The 19201-nt window shown below is 54.5% G+C and carries 15 protein-coding genes and 1 pseudogene; 10 read left to right on the forward strand and 6 right to left on the reverse strand.

Features of this window, described 5'->3' with window-relative positions; genetic code table 11:
- The first annotated feature begins 5 nt into the window (after positions 1-5).
- Positions 6-1460, forward strand: coding sequence for an ATP-binding protein (locus T8A63_RS19225; RefSeq protein WP_322346305.1), 1455 nt, complete (start codon positions 6-8; stop codon positions 1458-1460).
- A 100-nt stretch (positions 1461-1560) separates the two neighbouring features.
- On the opposite strand, the gene T8A63_RS19230 is transcribed toward T8A63_RS19225, so the two are convergent.
- The 3 genes from T8A63_RS19230 to T8A63_RS19240 are packed head-to-tail and all read right to left on the reverse strand — an operon-like array spanning position 1561 to position 5141.
- Positions 1561-1974 carry a c-type cytochrome gene (locus T8A63_RS19230; RefSeq protein ID WP_322346307.1) on the reverse strand — a complete coding sequence of 138 codons (414 nt, stop codon included), beginning with the start codon at positions 1972-1974 and terminating at the stop codon, positions 1561-1563.
- A 36-nt stretch (positions 1975-2010) separates the two neighbouring features.
- A complete protein-coding gene (locus T8A63_RS19235; RefSeq protein ID WP_322346309.1) occupies positions 2011-3837 on the reverse strand; it encodes an ABC transporter ATP-binding protein in 1827 nt (608 codons plus the stop codon).
- An 8-nt stretch (positions 3838-3845) separates the two neighbouring features.
- Positions 3846-5141 (reverse strand): glycosyltransferase, encoded by a 1296-nt coding sequence (locus T8A63_RS19240; RefSeq protein WP_322346311.1) that lies wholly within the window; start codon positions 5139-5141, stop codon positions 3846-3848.
- A gap of 105 nt (positions 5142-5246) precedes the next feature.
- On the opposite strand from T8A63_RS19240, the gene T8A63_RS19245 reads away from it, so the two are divergent.
- The 9 genes and pseudogenes from T8A63_RS19245 to T8A63_RS19285 form a co-directional block, all read left to right on the forward strand.
- The gene (locus T8A63_RS19245; RefSeq protein ID WP_322346313.1) at positions 5247-6119 is read left to right on the forward strand and encodes a hypothetical protein; all 873 of its coding nucleotides are present in this window, start codon (positions 5247-5249) and stop codon (positions 6117-6119) included.
- Between the two features lie 42 nt (positions 6120-6161).
- Entirely contained in the window at positions 6162-7388 is a 1227-nt protein-coding gene (locus T8A63_RS19250; protein WP_322345894.1) for an IS256 family transposase, read from the forward strand.
- A gap of 134 nt (positions 7389-7522) precedes the next feature.
- Complete coding sequence (locus T8A63_RS19255; protein ID WP_322346314.1) at positions 7523-8080, forward strand: glycosyltransferase; 558 nt, start codon at positions 7523-7525, stop codon at positions 8078-8080.
- 253 nt (positions 8081-8333) lie between these two features.
- Positions 8334-9713 carry a TolC family outer membrane protein gene (locus tag T8A63_RS19260; RefSeq protein ID WP_322346317.1) on the forward strand — a complete coding sequence of 460 codons (1380 nt, stop codon included), beginning with the start codon at positions 8334-8336 and terminating at the stop codon, positions 9711-9713.
- Positions 9714-9797: 84 nt separating this feature from the next.
- A complete protein-coding gene (locus T8A63_RS19265; RefSeq protein WP_416153259.1) occupies positions 9798-9986 on the forward strand; it encodes a hypothetical protein in 189 nt (62 codons plus the stop codon).
- Positions 9987-10187: 201 nt separating this feature from the next.
- The gene (locus T8A63_RS19270; RefSeq protein ID WP_322346318.1) at positions 10188-10496 is read left to right on the forward strand and encodes a helix-turn-helix transcriptional regulator; all 309 of its coding nucleotides are present in this window, start codon (positions 10188-10190) and stop codon (positions 10494-10496) included.
- Positions 10497-11235: 739 nt separating this feature from the next.
- Entirely contained in the window at positions 11236-12765 is a 1530-nt protein-coding gene (istA, locus tag T8A63_RS19275; protein WP_322346320.1) for an IS21 family transposase, read from the forward strand.
- 10 nt (positions 12766-12775) lie between these two features.
- Positions 12776-13534: an IS21-like element helper ATPase IstB gene (istB, locus tag T8A63_RS19280; RefSeq protein WP_067261980.1), complete on the forward strand. Its 759-nt coding sequence runs from the start codon at positions 12776-12778 to the stop codon at positions 13532-13534.
- A 733-nt stretch (positions 13535-14267) separates the two neighbouring features.
- A pseudogene (locus T8A63_RS19285) lies at positions 14268-14375 on the forward strand (transposase); the annotation flags it as partial.
- A 203-nt stretch (positions 14376-14578) separates the two neighbouring features.
- On the opposite strand, the gene T8A63_RS19290 reads toward T8A63_RS19285, so the two are convergent.
- The 3 genes from T8A63_RS19290 to T8A63_RS19300 form a co-directional block, all read right to left on the reverse strand.
- Entirely contained in the window at positions 14579-14797 is a 219-nt protein-coding gene (locus T8A63_RS19290; RefSeq protein WP_322346323.1) for a DUF6447 family protein, read from the reverse strand.
- 40 nt (positions 14798-14837) lie between these two features.
- Positions 14838-15623 (reverse strand): SapC family protein, encoded by a 786-nt coding sequence (locus tag T8A63_RS19295; protein WP_322346325.1) that lies wholly within the window; start codon positions 15621-15623, stop codon positions 14838-14840.
- A gap of 78 nt (positions 15624-15701) precedes the next feature.
- Positions 15702-18845, reverse strand: a complete 3144-nt coding sequence (locus T8A63_RS19300; RefSeq protein WP_322346327.1) for a DUF4214 domain-containing protein — start codon at positions 18843-18845, stop codon at positions 15702-15704.
- Positions 18846-19201 lie beyond the last annotated feature (356 nt).

The following is a 19201-nucleotide window of genomic DNA, read 5'->3' on the forward strand; positions in this document are numbered from 1 at the left end:
GAATTGTGACCTTAAACTATGATGCTTCCCAAACTTTCCGTGAAACTCAATCGATGACGTCGAGGGCATCTCTGTCTGAGCGCAATGCGCGCTTTGATAAGCTTACAAACATAGCATCCCTGGTCATGAAGGCACCTGTATCTCTTCTTACGATTATAGACGACACGGGTGGTCAGCAGATCTTTAAATCGGCCACTGGCTTGAGAGGGGAGCTTTTCCAAACGCGTTCAACGCCACTGAGCCACTCTTTTTGCAAGTATGTTCGCGACAGCGGCAAGCCCCTCTTGGTCCGAGACGCTCGAAAGCACCCCGAGCTCAAGCATAATCCCGCCGTCGCGGATTTCGGGATCATTGGGTATCTTGGTGTTCCGTTCCGCACTGAGCAAGGGGACGTTATTGGTGCGCTTTGCTGTATAGATCATTGCCCGCGGGACTGGGATGAGAACGATATCGAAATCCTTGCTCGATTGGCTTCCATCGCAGCCGATCAACTTCATTTGAACTCTGCTGAGGCCGGACGAGTAAAAGCAAAACGCCTAGCTGAACAAGCGGCGGCAACTCGGGCAAGCTTTCTGTCGCATGCTAATCATGAAGTGAGGACACCGCTGAGTTCTATTGGGGGAGCAACCCGTCTGTTAAGTACACTTGTTACCGATGAGAAAGCACGCTATCTTGTCGGGGTAATTGAGCGGAATTTTTCTCGGCTGAGTGCGATGGCCAATGATCTTGTCCGAATTGCTGAGTTAGACGACGCAACCGCTTCGATTGCGGCGGAAACCTTTAACTTAACAGAAGTCGTTCGCAGCACAGTAGAGAAGCACCGAGATGCCGCTAAGACCAAGGGGTTAGGTCTCACTTTCACCTGCAGCCTTAAAGATGATCCACTTTTACTATTTGATGCACAAATCCTCACTCAAGCCGTCGATCGCCTTCTATCTAATGCTGTTAAGTTTACTTCCGTGGGCGAAGTGCGTGTCGAGATCACCCCAGGGCGCAGTGGTGATGGTGTGGTCATCTGCATAAGCGATACTGGTTATGGCATTGAAGCTGAACAACTCAGTAGGCTTTTTGAAGAGTTCGAAGCGCACAATCCAAGAACGGCGCGTCAAGGTGCGGGCACAGGACTGGGTATGAGCATTGTGCGCCGCGAAGTCGAGTGGATGGGGGGGGAGATCTCAGTATCTAGTCGCCTAGGAGAAGGAACAAGTTTTATCATATTTTTGCCTAACAGTCGCGACAAGCGATGCGATGACGGAAGCGAGGGTGAGCAAGAGGGTAGCTCTCATCGTCTTACCTGCCTGGAATGCGGAGAAAAAATGAGTCTTCTGCGGCGCCATCTAAGTCAGGTGCATGGCCTGACGCCTGAGGCATATCGCGCAAAATGGAAGCTAGTTGACGACTACGCGTTATCGAGCAAGGTCTATAGAAAGATGCGGCAAGCGGTCAAAACCTCAATGTAGCTTGGATCGAAATCTGCCTTGTATATATCGACCGCCAGAGAGTGTCTGTCAAAGCAGTTGAAAGAGCATAGGACGCGTCGCTCTTTCAGTCAAAGACCTCTTAACGTTGAATGCTTTCAAGATAGACAAGCAATCCCGCCAATTCACGTGGCGTTGGCGTGAGGATGCCATTGATCTCAACCGGCACCGTGTCATGTGCCATAGACCCGCCGAACTGTGGCATATCACGCGCAAGTTCGCGTTGCTCGGGGTGGCCGTAAACATAGCTCAGAGCCCGCGCTCTGGGGAACATGCCGCCGTTCTCGCGGGCGAGAAGCGTCAAATCCGTCGGAGCGGCATCAAGTGTTGAGGCCAAAGGTCCATCGCCTTTTGCGGACATGCCATGGCACGCGACGCAGTTTTCCACATAGAATTTGGCCCCATCTGGTGCTTCGGGCATTGAGGGGGCGGAGCAGGCCGCCAATACAGTGCCGAAGGCTGCCAATAGAGCGAGCGAGGTTTTGAGCGGTGGCATATTTTCCCTCAGAGTAGTGATATAGGTGAAGCTAACTCAACCGTAACTGCTACGTTGGGCATTGAACATAGCGGCATAGAGGCCTTCTTGCTTTATTAGCTGCGCATGGGTTCCTTCTTCAACCACCGTTCCTTCATCCAACACATAGATATGGTCTGCATGTGTGACTGTGGAAAGACGGTGGGCGACCATGATCGTCGTCTTATCTTTTGAAAGCTCTTGGATTGCACCGCGGACCCTCTCTTCAGTCCGCTGGTCGAGCGCTGAGGTCGCTTCATCAAGCAATAGGATGGGTGCGGAGCGTAGGAAAGCGCGGGCGATGGCAATGCGTTGTTTCTGTCCACCTGAGAGCTGCGACCCTTTGGGGCCCAAGGGAGCATCACCTCGGTCGCGCATGAGTTGGTCGATGCCTACAAGTTCAGCTGCGCGCCAGATCTCCTCATCAGTGGCGTCAGGGCGTACATACTTAATATTTTCGTAGATTGAGCTGTTAAAAATAACGATGTCTTGGGCGACGACAGAGAACGACTGTCGCAGTTTATCGATACGCAGGTCTTTGACCGCAGTGCCCCCAATGGTCACAACGCCTTCGCTCACATCGTAAAGGCGGGCAATCAAGCTTAGAACGGATGTTTTCCCTGACCCCGTTGCCCCCACAATGGCCGTCACTTTCCCCCCTTTGAAGGTCATGTTCACGTTACGGAACAGCGGGTGTTTTTCAGAATACTGGAAGGTCACCTTGTCGAGGACGATGTCGCCTGTGGGGTCAAAGACTTCTTTGGCATCGGGCGCATTGGTGATGGTCGGTACCTCGCGGTACAGCGAGCGCAGGCTATCAAGAATGATCAAGCTGGCCTGCATGCTGACAAAGAATGCGGTGAGGCGACGCGCTGGATCAAAGATAAGCGCCATGCCGATCATAAAGCCGATGATACCGGCGCCGTCCATTTCAAACGAAGGGCTCAATGCCATATAGCCGCCTACGCCGATAATCAAAACGTAGATGATGGCGGCAAGGATATCGACGGTAGGGCTCATCATAGCCTGCAGTTTTTGCAAGCGGATGGTGAGGTCTCTGATCTCCCCTGTGGCCTTGTTGAGACGGGCTTTCTCGACTGGTTCTTGGTTTGATATTTTGACCGTGCGCATGCCATTGGTCATCTCTTCGATGCCCGACATATAGTTGCCCATGGCATTTTCGGCGTTGGCTTGCGTGCCTTTGATGCCTTGAGAGATGCGTCGAACCACAATCGTGATAGTGGGCATCACGATGATGACCAGCATGAAGAGCAAAGGGTTCTTCCAGATCAAATAGCCTGAGACAGCAATAATGGTAACTGTGTCGCGGACGGCATTTACCGTGGTCTGTCCGATGAAGCCGGAGAGATCTTGCGCTTGATTGACCAGCCGCAGGATGATGTCACCCGACTTTGTCCGCTCGAAGAACGCCAGATCCAATGTCATCATGTGATCGATCAGATCACGGCGCATTTTGAACACCGCGTTGCTGGCCAGCCAAGCCGAAAGCCGAGGCACCCAGTAGGACATGACTGCGCGTACGGAGAAAATTGCCAAGACCATGCCACAAACCTTGATAAGGCCTGAGACGCTTCCGTCGTCAAAAATTACCCTAAGGCCACTCTCGGTAAGAGAGATAAACTGCTGATAGGCAAACCCTTGGATAAGGATCATTACCATGACCAGCCCGAGCCAAGGTGTGCGCTCTTTCAGATACTTGCTCCAGAACCAAGAGATATTGTCTCTGTCCTGATCGCTGAAAAGCGGCGCACGCTCTTTGCGTTTGTGCAATGCAGCTTTAGTCGTATCTGCTTGGGCAGAGGCGCTATGATCTTCTTTGGACATGAGTGACCTTATGCCCCAGTAGAGGGCGCGGATACCGTGGCAATGACTTCTGCTGCGACATCTTTCCAAGTGCGAAGTGAAGCGTGTTTGCTCTGTATCTTCTTTTTTAACGCTGTATGGGCGGCGGGATCGCTGTGCATTTTGTCGATCAAAGCGGCCAATGCAGTGGGATCTGTGGGATCAAAATATTCGGCGAGATCCCCTCCGACTTCTCGCAAAGCGGGCACGTCTGCGGCAAGCCCCGGCGTTCCCAACCATAGTGCCTCGCCGAGAGGCAACCCAAAGCCTTCCATGTGGCTGGGGATCACCAAAGCCAGGGCGTTCTTGTAAAGCATTCGCAAGCTGGCTTGGTTTGGGTCGAGTATGACCTGGACTTTGTCTCTGATCGGGGCGAGCTCGGGGCGCTCGAGGTATGTGTCAGTTCGTTTTCTATGGGCACCGGCGAGCACGAAATTGGGTACCGGGCGTCCAGTGTCGTGCAAGTGAAGCATGGCCTGCAAAATACATTCGAGGTTCTTGCGACCTGTCATTACGCCCACCCCCAAAAGGTAGGGGGTCTCGGGGGTGTCGATTTCTACAGCTTCGTTTGTTTCTCGCAGCTCATGCGGCAAAAGCACCGGCACCACGGGTGGTAGTGCAGGGAGGTGTCCCGACGCGGAAAACTTCTCGATTTCGGATTTGGTGAAGACGGAGTTGGTCATCACCTTTTCGGCGTGACGGATGACAATGCCATTATCATGCGCGAAGTTGCGCGCAAACATGCTTTGTCGCGGGTGCGCGAACTCGTGCAGGGGGATCATGTCGTGGACCAGCGGGAAAAACCGTGGGCGTATATTCTGGCGATCCATTGCTACCAGATAATCACCCATCATCTTTGGCCGCCCTATCGAAACAAGAATTTGGCCCGATAAGTCCACCTCAAGCAGGCTGCCTAGAGGAACAGCGCGGTTCCACTTCTTAAGGCAGATGCGTTTTACGATGGTGCGGAAGAAGGGGTAGAGCGCGTCCCGTACCGGGTGGGGATGAGAGAAGCTATAGCGCAAGCGCAAGGGTTTGGCTTCATGGGAGATATTTGGATCACAGGCTCCTGTCGGGGATTGCGCCCCGATACGCGGCGTGACCTCAAAAAACCGATCATGAGCAGGGGAAAATATGACAAAACGCACATCAGCTGACGAGCAGGCAAGTTCATAGCCCACTTCCATGACCGTGCGCGCGATTCCATAATATCGGAATTTTATGCCAGAAGAGAGGAACTGTTCTGAAAGGTCATAGTATATTGGGCTCATAAGTTTTTTTACCATCGTCTCCGGGGTTGAGAAACACTGAAATCTTCGTCAATGAACAGCACTAAAGCGGAGCACTACCTGTCTTGTGCTATGCGCGCCAGAGCCAGTGAGAGCATACCTATGTACTATTTCGACGTGACCGATATTCTTATCTACGTGGAGAAGGAAACTTCTGTATCAGGCATCCAGCGGGTTTCTTTTGAGGTCATTCGTCGGATGGTTGCGCGGCTAGGCCCAGAAAACGTGAGGCTAAGCTACTGGGATCGGGGGCGCCGAGAGTATGTCGCTTTAGCCTCCGATTTCGTCCAAGATATGGACGAGTTTTCTGCAGATGACTTGAGCGCTGTATTCTTTGGCAAAAAGGCGCGTCCTGTGCGCGATGCGGCGCCTACGTTGATGCGTTATCGCAACAATCCTTTAAAATACTGGTTCCACCACAAGGTCTGCTCTTATCAGGCGGCCCGTGGGAATGAACGCCACTTTGCCAAACTAGGCTCGAGCATTGCGGAATGGGAAGCGTTTAAAGCGCGTGAGGTTCCTTCTGAGATGGGCAAGAGGGCTATAGAGGTACAGCGTAGCAAAGTGAATGAAACGGCCCAACCTGGAGACCAGCTGGTTATTTTGGGAGCGACATGGGGTATTGATGGGCTGCAACCGGCGCTTCAGCGGTTGAAAGATGATTGCGGGCTCAAAATTTATCAACTTGTACACGATTTGATTCCGATCATCACGCCAGAGCATATCGCGGGAGACTTTTCGGGGGAGTTCTATCACTGGCTGCGGTCTTCCATGGGATATTGTGACCGGTTTCTTGCGAACTCACAGAATACGGCGCGCGATTTGCAGCGCTTTATGGAGGAGATCGCTCAACACTGCCCGATCGACGTGGTGCCTTTGGCGCAAAAGTTTGATGTGGTGCATTCCAATCGGGCAATCGGTCGTGTCGCGAAGGTGGTGGAAATTCGAAGGTGGCGTAATCTCCGGGTGACTTGAACCCACCCAACCGGCGGCAGCAACCGCCAGGGAGATCACGCCATGAAGAACGATACCGACACTGCCGCGCTTTCGCTACTGTCCAATGAAGCGGGCCATGATCCGATCGAGGATCGCTTGCGGGAGAATATCCGCGCTACGATCGAGGCGGTTTTCGAAGAGGAGCTGGAGGCGTTTCTGGGGCGCTGCCGTTATGATCGCCGCCCCGGCAAACTCACGGGCTACCGGCACGGCCACCGGGAGCGTCAGCTGATCGGCACATTTGGGACCGAGACGATAAGTGTGCCGCGCGCCCGCGCCGTCGATGAGGCTGGCAAGACCACGGAATGGCGCTCGAAGGCGCTGCCGCGCTACCAGCGGCTGACCAAGAAGGCTGAAGCCCTCATCGCTTCGGTCTATCTGGCCGGCACCAACACACGACGGGTGAAGCGGGCACTGTATGGACTGTTTCAGGGCGCGGTAAGCAAGGACGTGGTCAGCCGGGCCTGGCGCAAGGTGAAGGTCGACTGGGACGCCTGGGTCGCGCGCGATCTGGCCAATGAGGACATCGTCCGGCTGATCCTCGACGGCACGGTGATCAAGACACGCATCGGCAGACGCGCCACGAACATCTCGGTGCTGGCGGCCATTGGCATACGCCGGGACGGGCAGAAGGTGCTGCTTTCGATCATGAATATGGGCGGTGAAAGCAAGGCTGCCTGGGCCGAGTTTCTCGGCGATCTCGATGCGCGTGGCCTGAAGCGACCGGAATTTGTCATTGTCGACGGCGCGCCAGGGCTTGAGGCCGCCCTCGTCGCGCTCTGGGGCGAGGACCTGCCGATCCAGCGCTGCACCGTTCACAAGCACCGCAATCTTCTCGGCCACGCCCCGAAACGCATGCAGGACGAGTTGACCGAGGATTACCGCGACATGATCTATGCTGACGATGCGGGCGAAATCGACAAACGTCGTAAGGCGTTCCTGCGCAAATGGCGGCTGAAGTGCCGCGCGGTGGCGGACAGCCTGGAAGAGGCCGGTGACCGGCTATTCACCTTCACGCGGCTGGACCCATCGCAGTGGAAATCGGCCCGGACGACAAACGCCATTGAGCGCCTGAACGAGGAGTTCCGCCGCCGCATCAAGACCCAGACCGTGCTGCCCTGCGCCGAAACCGTGCCGATGCTCCTTTGGGCGCTGATGGCATCGGGCCAGATCCAGATGCGGAAAGTGGACGGTTGGGAAACCTTGGCTCAGCCCATCGCTCCAATCAGCCTTGACCTCGCGGCTTGATCAGGCCCAAATCCCCATGCTCGGAGAACGCCGCCGGAGAATTTCCACCAGATTCGAGACACCACCGGGCAATCGATCCCTCTAGACCGTTTGAGTCCCATCTCAGCAGTTTGCGTGGCCTGAAGCAATCAACGGTGAACCTCACCAAAACACCATATGTACTGGTCGTCGGTACGATGGAGTCGCGCAAGAATATTTGGTCTCTGGGACAGGCTTGGCAGCGCTTAACTCAAGACCCAGGCCTCAATGTGCCCAAGCTGGTCTTTGCGGGTAAGCCCGGATGGTACAACGGTGATTTCAAAGACTTAATGTCAGCCACGGGCAACTTAGGAGGCTGGGTGCAGTTTGCAGAGCGCCCCAGTGATACTGAACTTGGGTTTCTGTATGAGAACTGCCTTTTTACAGCAACCGTCAGCTTCTACGAAGGTTGGGGGCTGCCCATTGGCGAAAGCTTGTCATTTGGCAAAACAGCAGTGGTTGCGCGGAATTCCTCTATGCCCGAGGTCGGTGTGGATATGGTGGAATATTGTGATGCCCATTCGATCGATAGTATCTACAAGGCCTGTCACAGACTGATCGCTGATCCTGAACATCGACGTGCTCTAGAACAGAAAATCAGCGAGACGACTTTGCGCACATGGGATGATGTTGCCGATGACATCGAGGCAATTTTGCCGGGAAATCGTCCCTAGAGACGGGTGGGCGCAGTTATCGGTTGGTAAACTCTCTTTCAGTATGACAAACTGCTCAGAATATCACCCGCATCATATTGAAGCTAATTTTCTGTGTCGCATCGCGCATAGGAAGAGCGTTGGCCTGACCGCGCACCGTTAGCTCTTTGATCAATTGTGGGGACGAGCAGGCACGTTCATAGCGCATAGATAAGAGGCAAGGTTAAAAGTGATACTATTCCGGTTCAAAAAGTCTTTGCGCGCAGGTGTTGCCTTGCCGCTCACACTCGCTTTGCTTTTGCCGCGGCCGGCTTTGACAGAGACTTTGGCTGACGCTTTAGTCGGAGCCTACGAGCATTCGGGGCTTTTGGACCAAAACCGAGCGTTGCTGCGTGCGGCAGACGAAGATGTCGCCAGTGCGCAGGCCGCATTAAAGCCTGTATTGCGTTGGGCCGGGGGGCTAACACAAAACTTTGGCTCTACCCGAGCCTCCAGCCGTGTATCATCTCAATCTACGGAAAGCCTCACAGCATCAATTAACCTGATTGGTGAGCTTTTGCTCTACGACTTCGGTGCGAGCCAGTATCGGATTGAGGCCACAAAAGAGACCGTACTCGCCACCCGACAGACACTTCTGGACCTAGAGCAACGCGTTCTTTTGCGTACCGTTGCCGCCTATTTAGGGGTCGTTGAGGCCTCCGACGTGGTCGCACTGCGCAACAATAACTTGCGCCTTTTGACCCAAGAGCTGCGGGCGGCACGAGATCGGTTTGACGTGGGGGAAGTGACCAACACGGATGTCGCCTTGGCAGAAGCTCAGCTTGCGGAGGCCCGCAGTGGACTTGCCGGGGCCCAGGGAGCTTTGTTGCGCGCTGTTGAGGAGTATCAGAATGTCGTTGGTCGCAAGCCAAGTAACCTTTCGACCCCGTCCAGACTGCCAAACGTGGGCGGCAATCTAGAAGGCGCTAAAGCACTTGCTGTCCGTACGCACCCATCTGTTCTAGCCGCTCAACACCAAGTCGCAGCTGCTCGGCTGGCGGTCAGCTCAAATGAAGCTGCGATGTCGCCCCGGGTAACACTTCAGGGCAGCTATGGTCTGTCTGAGACATTCGACAGTAAGCGCTACAACCGCAGTGGTAGTGTTGGCGTTCAAGCGGGTCAAACAATATATCAAGGCGGCGGCGCTCTTTCCTCTGCGGTAAGGCGAGCCAAGGCACAGGAAGACGCACAACGTGCCAACCTGCACGTCGTAAGTCGCGAAGTTGCCCAAGAGGTAGGGAATGCTTATGCATCTTTAACCTCAGCCCGCGCTCAACTTGAATCCTCGGATCGGCAGATCCGCGCGGCCCGCGCCGCATTTGAAGGCGTACGAGAAGAAGCTGATTTGGGTGCTCGGACCACAGTGGATGTATTGGACGCCGAGCAGGTGCTGTTGGATGCAGAGTCGACACGCGCCTCCGCTCGAGCGAACCTATATATTGCAGCCTATGCAGTCCTCGCCGCCACCGGGCAGTTAACGGCCCGCGATTTGCAGCTGCCTGTGCAACTGTATGATGTCACCGCCTATTACAACTTAGTGAAAGACGGGCCCGCCAAATATTCCAAACAGGGACAGGCATTGGATCGCGTGCTGAGGGCTTTACAAAAAGATTAGAGACTTTGAGGAGGTAGAGAACTGCGACCTGCAAAGTCGCAAGGGAGCCTCTCTACGCACAAAAGCCCCCGTGCCGCTGAAGCTTTGCAACGGCGAGGCTGTTGCTTCTTGTTCCTGCCCGCTTGCTGTCCCGACCTCAATCCAATCGAGTTGGCATTCTCCAACTCAAGGCACACCTCCGACGGATCGGGGCTAGGGCCTTCGACGCCCTATTCGAGGCGCTCGCTGACATCTGTGGACTCTTCGAACCCGAAGAATGTTGGAACTTCATGAAAGTTGTTGGATATGCCTCAGATTAAACGCAAAATGCTTTAGTCCGTCATCGAGCAAGCTTTATGTCTAGTAAAAAGTATACCACCTTCTCTCATATGATGTTATGGATAAAAGCAGGTACAAGCAGCGCTTACTTTAACTGCAGCAAACTTGGCTGAGCTCCTATAGAAGCGGGGCTTCGCCGTGAACAGAAAGCTTTGTATGGCACACGACAAGATAACCCCTGCGGTCTCGCGCGACAAGGACACGCGTGCTGAATTGGGAGTCTGGCTGAGAACGCTACGCGAGGCCCAGGGCTTATCGCAGCGTCAACTCGCGGATATGCTTGACCTCGATTACTATACCTTCATCTCTCAGCTTGAAACCGGCCGCGGCAAGATTCCGAGCGCACGGTACCGTGATTGGGCGAAAGCCCTTGAGCAAGAGCCAAAGGCTTTTATGAAAGTTCTGTTGAGCTATTATGAGCCGGAAGCCTATGAAATGCTTTTCGGGGATTCTCAAAAAGCTTAAAGGTCTGTTTCCGCACGCATATATGTGATTTGGGATGCTTTCCCAAAGCACGGCGTAGGACGCATGCCCCCTGATGCTTAGTTCTCAGTGACCGCCAATAGGCAGTCTTATGGCATTCCATGCCTTTGATAGCACCTTTCTTACTACTCTACTTGTAGGATGGTTCATTCCGTTTAAGCGTCAAGCTATACAGCGCAGCCTCTGGTGTTTTGAGGAGGGTTCTGCTTGAAAGCTACTAGCGGCTCAGTATGAATCCAAGAGGCAAGCTAGAAACCGCCCTTACCACGTCAGCCCAATTCGCAGTAGGCTCCTAAAGCAAAAGACCTCCACCGTTTCCAGCAGAGGTCTCCCAGCAGGTAAACCAGGCAACAAGGTTTACGCTACCTCTTTATTGCTGCGGCTCGACCTTCGCAAGTTCCGCCTGCAAAGCGCGCGCATAAGAATTCCGTGCTGTCTGAGCGAATACCTCCTGCTGATCAAGTCGCTAAACCTCAGCATCTGCCGCCTGAATGTACCGAGCTGGCTCATAACTTCATTGGACAGCTTATTGATATCATCGGAACTACCATCAATATGCGTATTCCGGGGTGATCCGCCCACCGATTCCGATTTGATGCGCCCACCCGTTCCGATTTTATCCGCCCACCGATTCCGGGGTATCCGCCCACCCCTGTGACGTGCTGCTGCGAGGCAATCTGTAACCGGCTACCTTTCGTCCTTTTGGCATGAAGGAAGCCCGATGAAGAGATTGCCGATGCGGAAGATACGAGATGTTTTGCGGCTGTCAGCCGAGGGCCTATCAACCCGCCAGATCGCAGCGAGTCTGGCGATTGGGCGAACAACCCTTCGGGGCTACCTTGATCGCGCTACTGAGTTGGGTCTGGGCTGGCCGCTGCCAGCAGAGATGTCTGATACGGACCTTGAGCGATGCCTCTTTCACCGAGCTCACCAGAACACCCAACGGATCGAGACGCAGCCTGACTGGTCGTATATTCACCGCGAGTTGCGTCGGAAGGGCGTAACGCTGTCACTTTTGTGGGAGGAACATCGCTCCGACCACCCCGAGGGATACGGCTACTCCCGATTTTGCGAACTTTACACGCGGTGGGAAGGCAAGCTGTCGCCGGTGATGCGACAGCGTCACCCGGCGGGCGAGCGGCTGTTCGTCGATTACGCGGGGCACACCATCGACGTGATTGATCCTCAGACCGGGGAAGTGCGCGCGGCACAGCTGTTCGTCGCGACGCTTGGGGCCTCAAGCTATACCTTTGCAGAGGCGACCTGGACGCAATCGCTGCCGGATTGGATCTCGAGCCATGTGCGTGCCTTTGGCTTCCTTGGGGGTGTGACGGCGCAGGTCGTGTCCGACAACCTGAAGGCCGGGGTCACCAAAGCGTGCTTTTACGACCCTGTGATCAACCGAACCTATGCGGATCTCGCCACCCATTACGACACAGCCGTTGTGCCCGCGCGGCCGCATAAACCAAAGGACAAGGCAAAGGTCGAAGGGGCGGTCTTGCTGGTCGAGCGCTGGATTCTGGCGCGGTTGCGCAATCGGCAGTTCTTCAGCCTCGGGGATGTGAACGCTGCCATTCGCCCGTTGCTTGACCAGCTCAACGACAAGGTCTCTCGGCATCTTGGGGCCAGCCGCAAGCAGTTGTTTGAGCAGTTGGATAAGCCCGCCCTGAAGCCGCTCCCGACGGCTCCATATGTCTATGCCGAATGGAAGAAGTGCCGAGCGGGGCTGGATTACCACGTCGCAATCGACAAGCATTACTATTCCGTGCCCTATCAGTTGCTGAAGAAAGAGCTGTGGGCTCGCATCACCGCCCGCACGGTCGAAGTCTTCCATGTTGGACAGCGTGTTGCTTCCCATGTGCGCACTTCTGGAAACGGCAGACATTCTACACAGCGCGAGCACATGCCAGCGCACCACAAGTTCCGCGAGGACTGGACGCCGCAGCGTATTATCGCACGGGCCGCTCGCGTCGGGCCGAATGTCGCCACCTTCGCAGAGGTTGTGATGCGCGAACGCAAGCACCCCGAACAGGGCTACCGGAGCTGTCTGGGTGTCATTCGGCTGGCCGACAAGTTCGGTGCCGCCCGCCTCGATGCGGCGTGCCGCCGCGCGCTCGAGATCAACGCCCGTTCTTACTCGTCACTCCAATCCATTCTCAAGAATGGGCTGGAGAGCAAGCCCCGCACCCGCGCCACGGAGGAGCCTGCAATCACCCACCCCAACATCCGTGGCGCCGATTATTTCCATTGAAAGGAACACAATGCTTGATCACCCAACCCTCGATCATCTGAAGGCCCTGCGGCTGGACGGTATGGCCGAAGCATTTGCCGAGCTGCAAGCGCAGGATGCCGCAGCCGACTTCAGCCACGCTGAATGGCTTGGCTTGCTCGTTGACCGTGAGGTCGCCAGCCGTGAGACCAAGCGGTTTGAAGCTCGGATGCGCTCGGCCAGGCTGCGCCATGTGGGCGCCTGCCCAGAAGATGTCGATTACCGCGCGCGCCGTGGTCTCGACAAGACGCTGTTCCAGAGTCTGCTCACCGGTAGATGGATCACCGACAAGCGCAATCTGATCATTACCGGGCCCTGTGGTGTCGGCAAAACTTGGCTCGGCTGCGCACTGGCGCAAACAGCCTGTCGCGACGGTGTCACTGTGGCCTACAAGCGAATGCCGCGTCTCTTCGAAGAACTCGAACTGGCCCATGGCGACGGGCGCTTCCCCCGCCTGTTCCGCAGCATCACCAAAGCACAGCTGCTCATCCTCGATGACTGGGGGCCAGACCGACTGACCGCCACGCAACGCCGGGATCTCATGGAGATCGTGGAAGAGCGCTACGGTCGCGGCTCAACGATGATAACCAGCCAATTACCCATCAAGGCTTGGCATGACGTCATTGGCGAACCAACCTTCGCTGATGCCATCCTCGACCGCATCGTTCACAACGCTTACCGCCTCGAACTCAAGGGGCCGTCTATGCGGAAAAGCGTCACCAAAATGGATGACGAAAACCCTCAAACCTGATAACCTCAACCCACTGCCTCACGGCAACGCGTCACAAGTGGGCGGATACCCCGGAATAGGTGGGCGCATGTTGTCGGAATGAGTGGGCGGATACTCCGGAATACGCAATCAATATCGATCTTTTGGCGTTCAGCCATTTATACACTCCCTACGTGTCTGGATGTCTAGATCGCCTTCAGTAGTTCCCGATCCAATGCTGCTCGGGCACATCCACTGCTCTGGGGCCAGTTCGTTGCCAAGCAGAATTTGCAAGCGATCCTGCGTTGCCATATCGCGTTTTTCTTGGACATGGGCGACGTGCCTGAAAAAATCCTCTATGACCGGATGAAGGCTGCCGTGATCGGCAGGAGGAGGTCGGGGTAGTAACCTACAACGTTGCTCTGGTGGCCCTGCTAAACCATTATGCCGCAGTGCCACGCGCCTGTCGGCCATATAAGACCAAGGTCGAGCCCCGTTCCGCAATATTCGGCAAGACGTTTTTCTGGCCCGCACGTTCCGCGACATGGACGATCTGAATGCTCAGTTTGACGCTTGGCGGACAGAGGTTGCCAACCCTTGAGCCAACGCTACCTTTAAGCGCGTGGTGGACAAGGCCTTTGTCCAGGCAACAGCTCAAACAACGGGCGGAGGATGAAAGTGGCGCGATCAGAGATGAGCGAACTGGAATTGGAAATCATCAAATTTGTCTTGCCTAACAGAACGCGCGGCAAAAAGCTGGTGGGTGACCGCCCTCGTGATCAACGGCATTTTTTACGTTCTGCGGACCGGCATTCCTCGGGCCGACCGACCCAGCGAATACGGCCCACCGACAACAGTCTATAATCGCTTCAACCCTTGGAGCTATGCGTCCACTGCCTAAATCTTCGATAGATTTTTCATCACTCCAAACTCTGGCGACTTGGGGGAAACATCTGGCAAGCTACGCAGCCTCAACGCATTTCTATCCGCATAGCATGGTAATATTCTGCTCCAAGTCTTCTAGTCTGCCTGCAAGAATACAGGCAGACTGATGAGCTTCTCTTAAGAATCTAGCCGATGATACGCTCAGTGTGCTTCGGCTTTTCCGAGCTCGTTTTTTAAAGCTTTAGCATAGGTCATACGTGCCGTTTGATAGATCGCCATTTGAGCTTTAATGCGTTCAATCTCAGCATCTGTCACCCGCAGGTTGGTGACCTGAGCCCGGGCGTTTTCAGACAAATTAGACAATTCATGTGCCACGCCATCAATTGTGATCGTTTTTCCTGTCAGTGTCGCTTCAGTCATATCAGTCCTCATTCAGTGAATGTTCGTGTGAGTTGTGATTTCAGGTGAACTTGGAGAAATCAATAGTGTCATTCTCAAAGTGGAAAGGAACATTTCCTCTTCCTGCTTTCGTCATCAGGTCGGGATATTTACCAGCGATAGCACCCTGACGGAAGTTGGCCCACGACAGAAGATGTGCGTAGATCAAAGGCACAACGCCCTTTCGACGCAGTTCTAGGAAGGTGTCGTCAGGAAGTTCGTTTAATGCTTGCTCGTCTACCACGCGAAACCCAGTGATCTCTTTCGATTGATCTGCCTTTTTGATCGTGACTGTACGCTCAATCAAAATCCCTGAGTTCTCGAGTATTTGGACCAGCTCAATTGTGCGTGGGATCCGCTTCTGCATGGCCTGCAAAAGGGCAAATCTATTTTCCATATGCGGTGTGAGCTTACCATCGGACGCGAAAACTTGATGGCCACTAGGGTCTTTGAAATGTGGAGCATCGGGGTCCAATACAACCACGAAGTTCTGTTTGCCCTCTTCTTGCTGTCCAGCTTTGCCCAACATGAAAGGATAGCGCCGAATATGAGCAGGAATATAGGTTGCAAGCCAACGTCCCTCATCATTGATGTAGGCGTTCTCACCCGGCTCCAACCCGAGAAGGGCGCCGGGAAGAGTGCCCTCGTTCTTGGGAAAGACAATCGGGTATTCCCGTGCAATGTCAGCCATCTCATCAAATACGATCGGCGCGAGTGTTTCTCCTTTTGCGAAACTGTAGTCATTTGTTTCGAATACACGCAGGTTGGCGTGATCGGCGAACTTCAACGGAACATGCGATTTAAACACTTAAGGCCTCCTTAAATGGAAAACGGGGGGGCCGAAGCCCCCCCGCATAAGGTTTTAACAGCTTAAATCCGGCGTGGATTAGCCATAGATGACGTTGAACGATGCGAAGTTTGCTGCATCGGTTGCGTCATAGGTACCCACGATGGTGATGGAACCACCGAAGTCACCCAGACCGCCTGCAAGATCTTCAACAACGATGTCATCATCTGCGTTGATCGAGAATACCAGTTCACCAGCGCTTCCGGCGAAGCCTGTCAGGTCAAGACGATCACCTGGATCGGTGATGTCAGCGCTGACGTCGAAGTTGTTGATTTCGACTTCGGCGATTTCGTCACCAACGAAGTTGTAAACTTCGCGGGCATCTGCGTTGCCGGTGAAGTCGACATCTACGGTCGTATCATCTTCATCAGTGGTTGCACCGATTTGGTACTCAACGAACTCACCTGCGGCGAGGTCAAAGATTGCACCAGAGGCATCTACAACAACATCCGAAGCAACTTCAGCAACGTTCAGAGTTGTGAAGCTGTCGAGGTTCCCCGCGAGGGTCACATCGGCTTCGTCACCCGAAACGATGAGGTCTACCAGCTGAGCATTCCCGACGGTGTCGCCGCCGAGAGTGATCGTTGCTGTATCACCCGCGTCTGTTCCCGCAGCAACGACTGCCGAAGTAACGTTGGTGTTGAGCAGGTCCACGTCGGCGTTATCGGTTGCGGTAACGTCGAGTGTGAACGCGCCATAGACATCCGTCAGATCGACATCAGCATCGCCGTCCTCAGCGTTGACGGAAACAGTTTCAACAGCTTCGAAACCTTCGCCATCTACCTGAGCGATCGCATCAGCGCCCTGAGTGAAGGTCCCCGGGGTCACGCCGTCCAATGTGCCGGTCGACGCGCTCGAAGCCGTTCCGAAATACGCGAGGGGATCGACGACACCTGCATTGGCCCAAGTGACGTTTACCACATTGGAGCTGTTCGATGCTTCCAGTTCTGCCAATGCGTCAAGGTCATCAGCAATGTCGGAAGCCGCGCCGGAGTCGTGGAAGCCGCTGTTTGCGCCCAGGAAAGGAACAGTCGTCGAATAGTCAGTCACAATCACGCCACCGGGAATGCCGGAGCTGTTAAATGCGACATCGCCAGCGGATTGCGTGTTCGGATAACCGACGGAAGTACCGGTTACATCAATCTCAAAGGACTGCGTAGCTTGGATGCCTGCGACTGCAGCAATACCCGCCCGACCTGTCATGCTCAGAGTCGCACTGGATGCAGCATTCACGTTGACGTTTTTCAGCGCGTCAAATTCGGTCGCGTCACCCAAAGCGCCAGCAGATGCGTCGAGGTTGACATTGGCATCAGAGTCGCCACCAGTGGACGTGGATGTGTTGGTCGCATTTGCTTCGATCGAAACCAGAGCATCAAGGCCGCCCGAGAGATCCAGGTCAAGATCGTCACCTGCATTGACCACAAGTGTCTCGAGCACATCACCGTTAAGGCCGCCATCGACATCAGCATCGTCTGCCGCATCGATGGTCAGGTTCGCAACACCATCAACTGTCAGCAACCCACCATCCATGTCGAAATCAGCATCATCAGCAGTGCCCGAAATGGCTTTGATGGTCAGATCGGAAACTGGGGTGTTTGCCACAGTCAGACCGTTGCCATCTGCGTCGAAGCCATCGAAGAACCAAACAGCTTCCAGATCTTCAGATACGCCATCCAAGTTCAATGTCGCATCAGCGCCAAGTTCGATTGCGTCGTCAAAAGCAACGTTCTCGACACCTGTCACGCCGCCAGTGAAGTCGATAGCGTTCAGGTCAGCATCGTCACTTACATCATTGATGTTGAGAATGTCTGCGCCTTCACCCATGTCGACCGATAGGCCACCATTCACAGCAGCTTCAGAAACAACAACGGTGTCATCACCACCCGCTGTTTCCACGCTGGTGAGATCGCCGCTGCCGCTCACGTCGAGTGTCACGTTACCTTCATAGTCGAGCGTGTCCAACGTCTGGAGGTTGGCGAAGTTGTTTCCACCTTCGAGCGCCAAGACGCCGTCGCCTGAGATGTTCAGGTTCAGGATGCCATCCGCGTCGTTTTCAAGAACGAGATAGTTGTCTTCCGACACCATGAGGTTCATGGTTTCGATCGCACCGGCCACGCCATCGATGTCGAGTGTCACGGCATCGTCTGGACGACCAGACGTCATGGAAACGACGGTTTGCTCTGCGACAGCGATGTTATCGTAGTTGACTTCGTACTCGGAGCCATCACGAACGTTGTCGAGGCCGAGAGTTGTAGCTTCACCTACATTCTCGAGTGTAAGGTCTTGGCGCGAATTGCGGTTCCAGATCTGCTGATACCCGGTTGCACGGTCGAGATCGAGCATACCGCCGCCCAAGCCAAGTGGGCCAGAGAAAGACGTCAGGTTGTAAACTTCGACATTGCTGATCGTTGGGTTCTGGGTCGCGCCTGTACCGTTCAACTCAGCATTCAGTGTATCAACACCAGCGCCACCATCAAGGACATCGGAGCCCTGAAGGGTTTGAGCCCCAACCAGGCCGTCGATGGCTGGTGCGAGCGCTGCGTTAAATGTGTTGTCTTCGTCGTTACCAGTGAAGTCCAAGCCCGCATTGGTATCGGTAGTGAGCGTGAAGGTTTCACCAGCGGTGCCCTCGGCTACGAATGCATCTGTTGCGGCCTTTGCAGCCTCTACAGTTGCTTCGTCGCTTGTTACGCCGTTAACGGCGGCAATGGCTGCGGCTTTGGCTGCGGCGTCAAATTCAAATTCAGGAATATTGCCTACGTCGAGGGCAAAATCCAAACCAACTTCGACTTTGTTGTCCAGAACTGTTTTGTCGAATGTGCCGGCATCTGCGTCGTCGCGTGCGCCCATGATGATCTCTTCGATCATGTCGGCGACAGAAACGCTACCATCCTCCAGAACGCCAGTCCAGAATTCCAGGCCTTCTGTTTCGGGGGCGCGACCGAACAGGTTCGCGTAGATGCTTGTAATGAACGCTGCAGGCGAGGAAACATCTGGTGTTGTCAGGTAGGGGTACAGAGCCACAGCTTCAGGCGAAGCGGCGAAATCAGCTGCGATTGTGTTGAACTCACGGCCTTCGTCAATCTGGTCAATCCAGAACTGAAGGCCTGCGGGATCGGGAGCGCGATCAAAATACCCTACATAAAGGGCTGTAATCGCATTGATTTGCGTAGAAGTTGCCATGTTGTTTGCTTTCCTGCTTAATAAGCTTGCATGATGATCTTCACTAGCGATCTCTCGGCTTTAGCCTTCCGAGAACGGCAGCTTGGCCGGATCGCGGATCGATCACAAAGGCAGACCTAGCAAATTGGCAGCCATCGAGCAAGCTTTATGTCCAGTAAAAAGTATACCAGCTCCTTCCATTTGGCATTATGTGTCGTGGAACTGTAGGAGCCTACCGGAAAATACCTCGGAAATTCCAGCCTGTAGCGTGAAATAAACGTGACTCGGCCCGAACCAAAGGGGTCTTTGCTGCGAATAGGAAGATGCGCAGTATGACACTGATAAGTTTTCTTCGGCTATCTTGCCGGACATGGACA

This window comes from Sulfitobacter sp. OXR-159, assembly GCF_034377145.1.
Classification (GTDB): domain Bacteria; phylum Pseudomonadota; class Alphaproteobacteria; order Rhodobacterales; family Rhodobacteraceae; genus Sulfitobacter.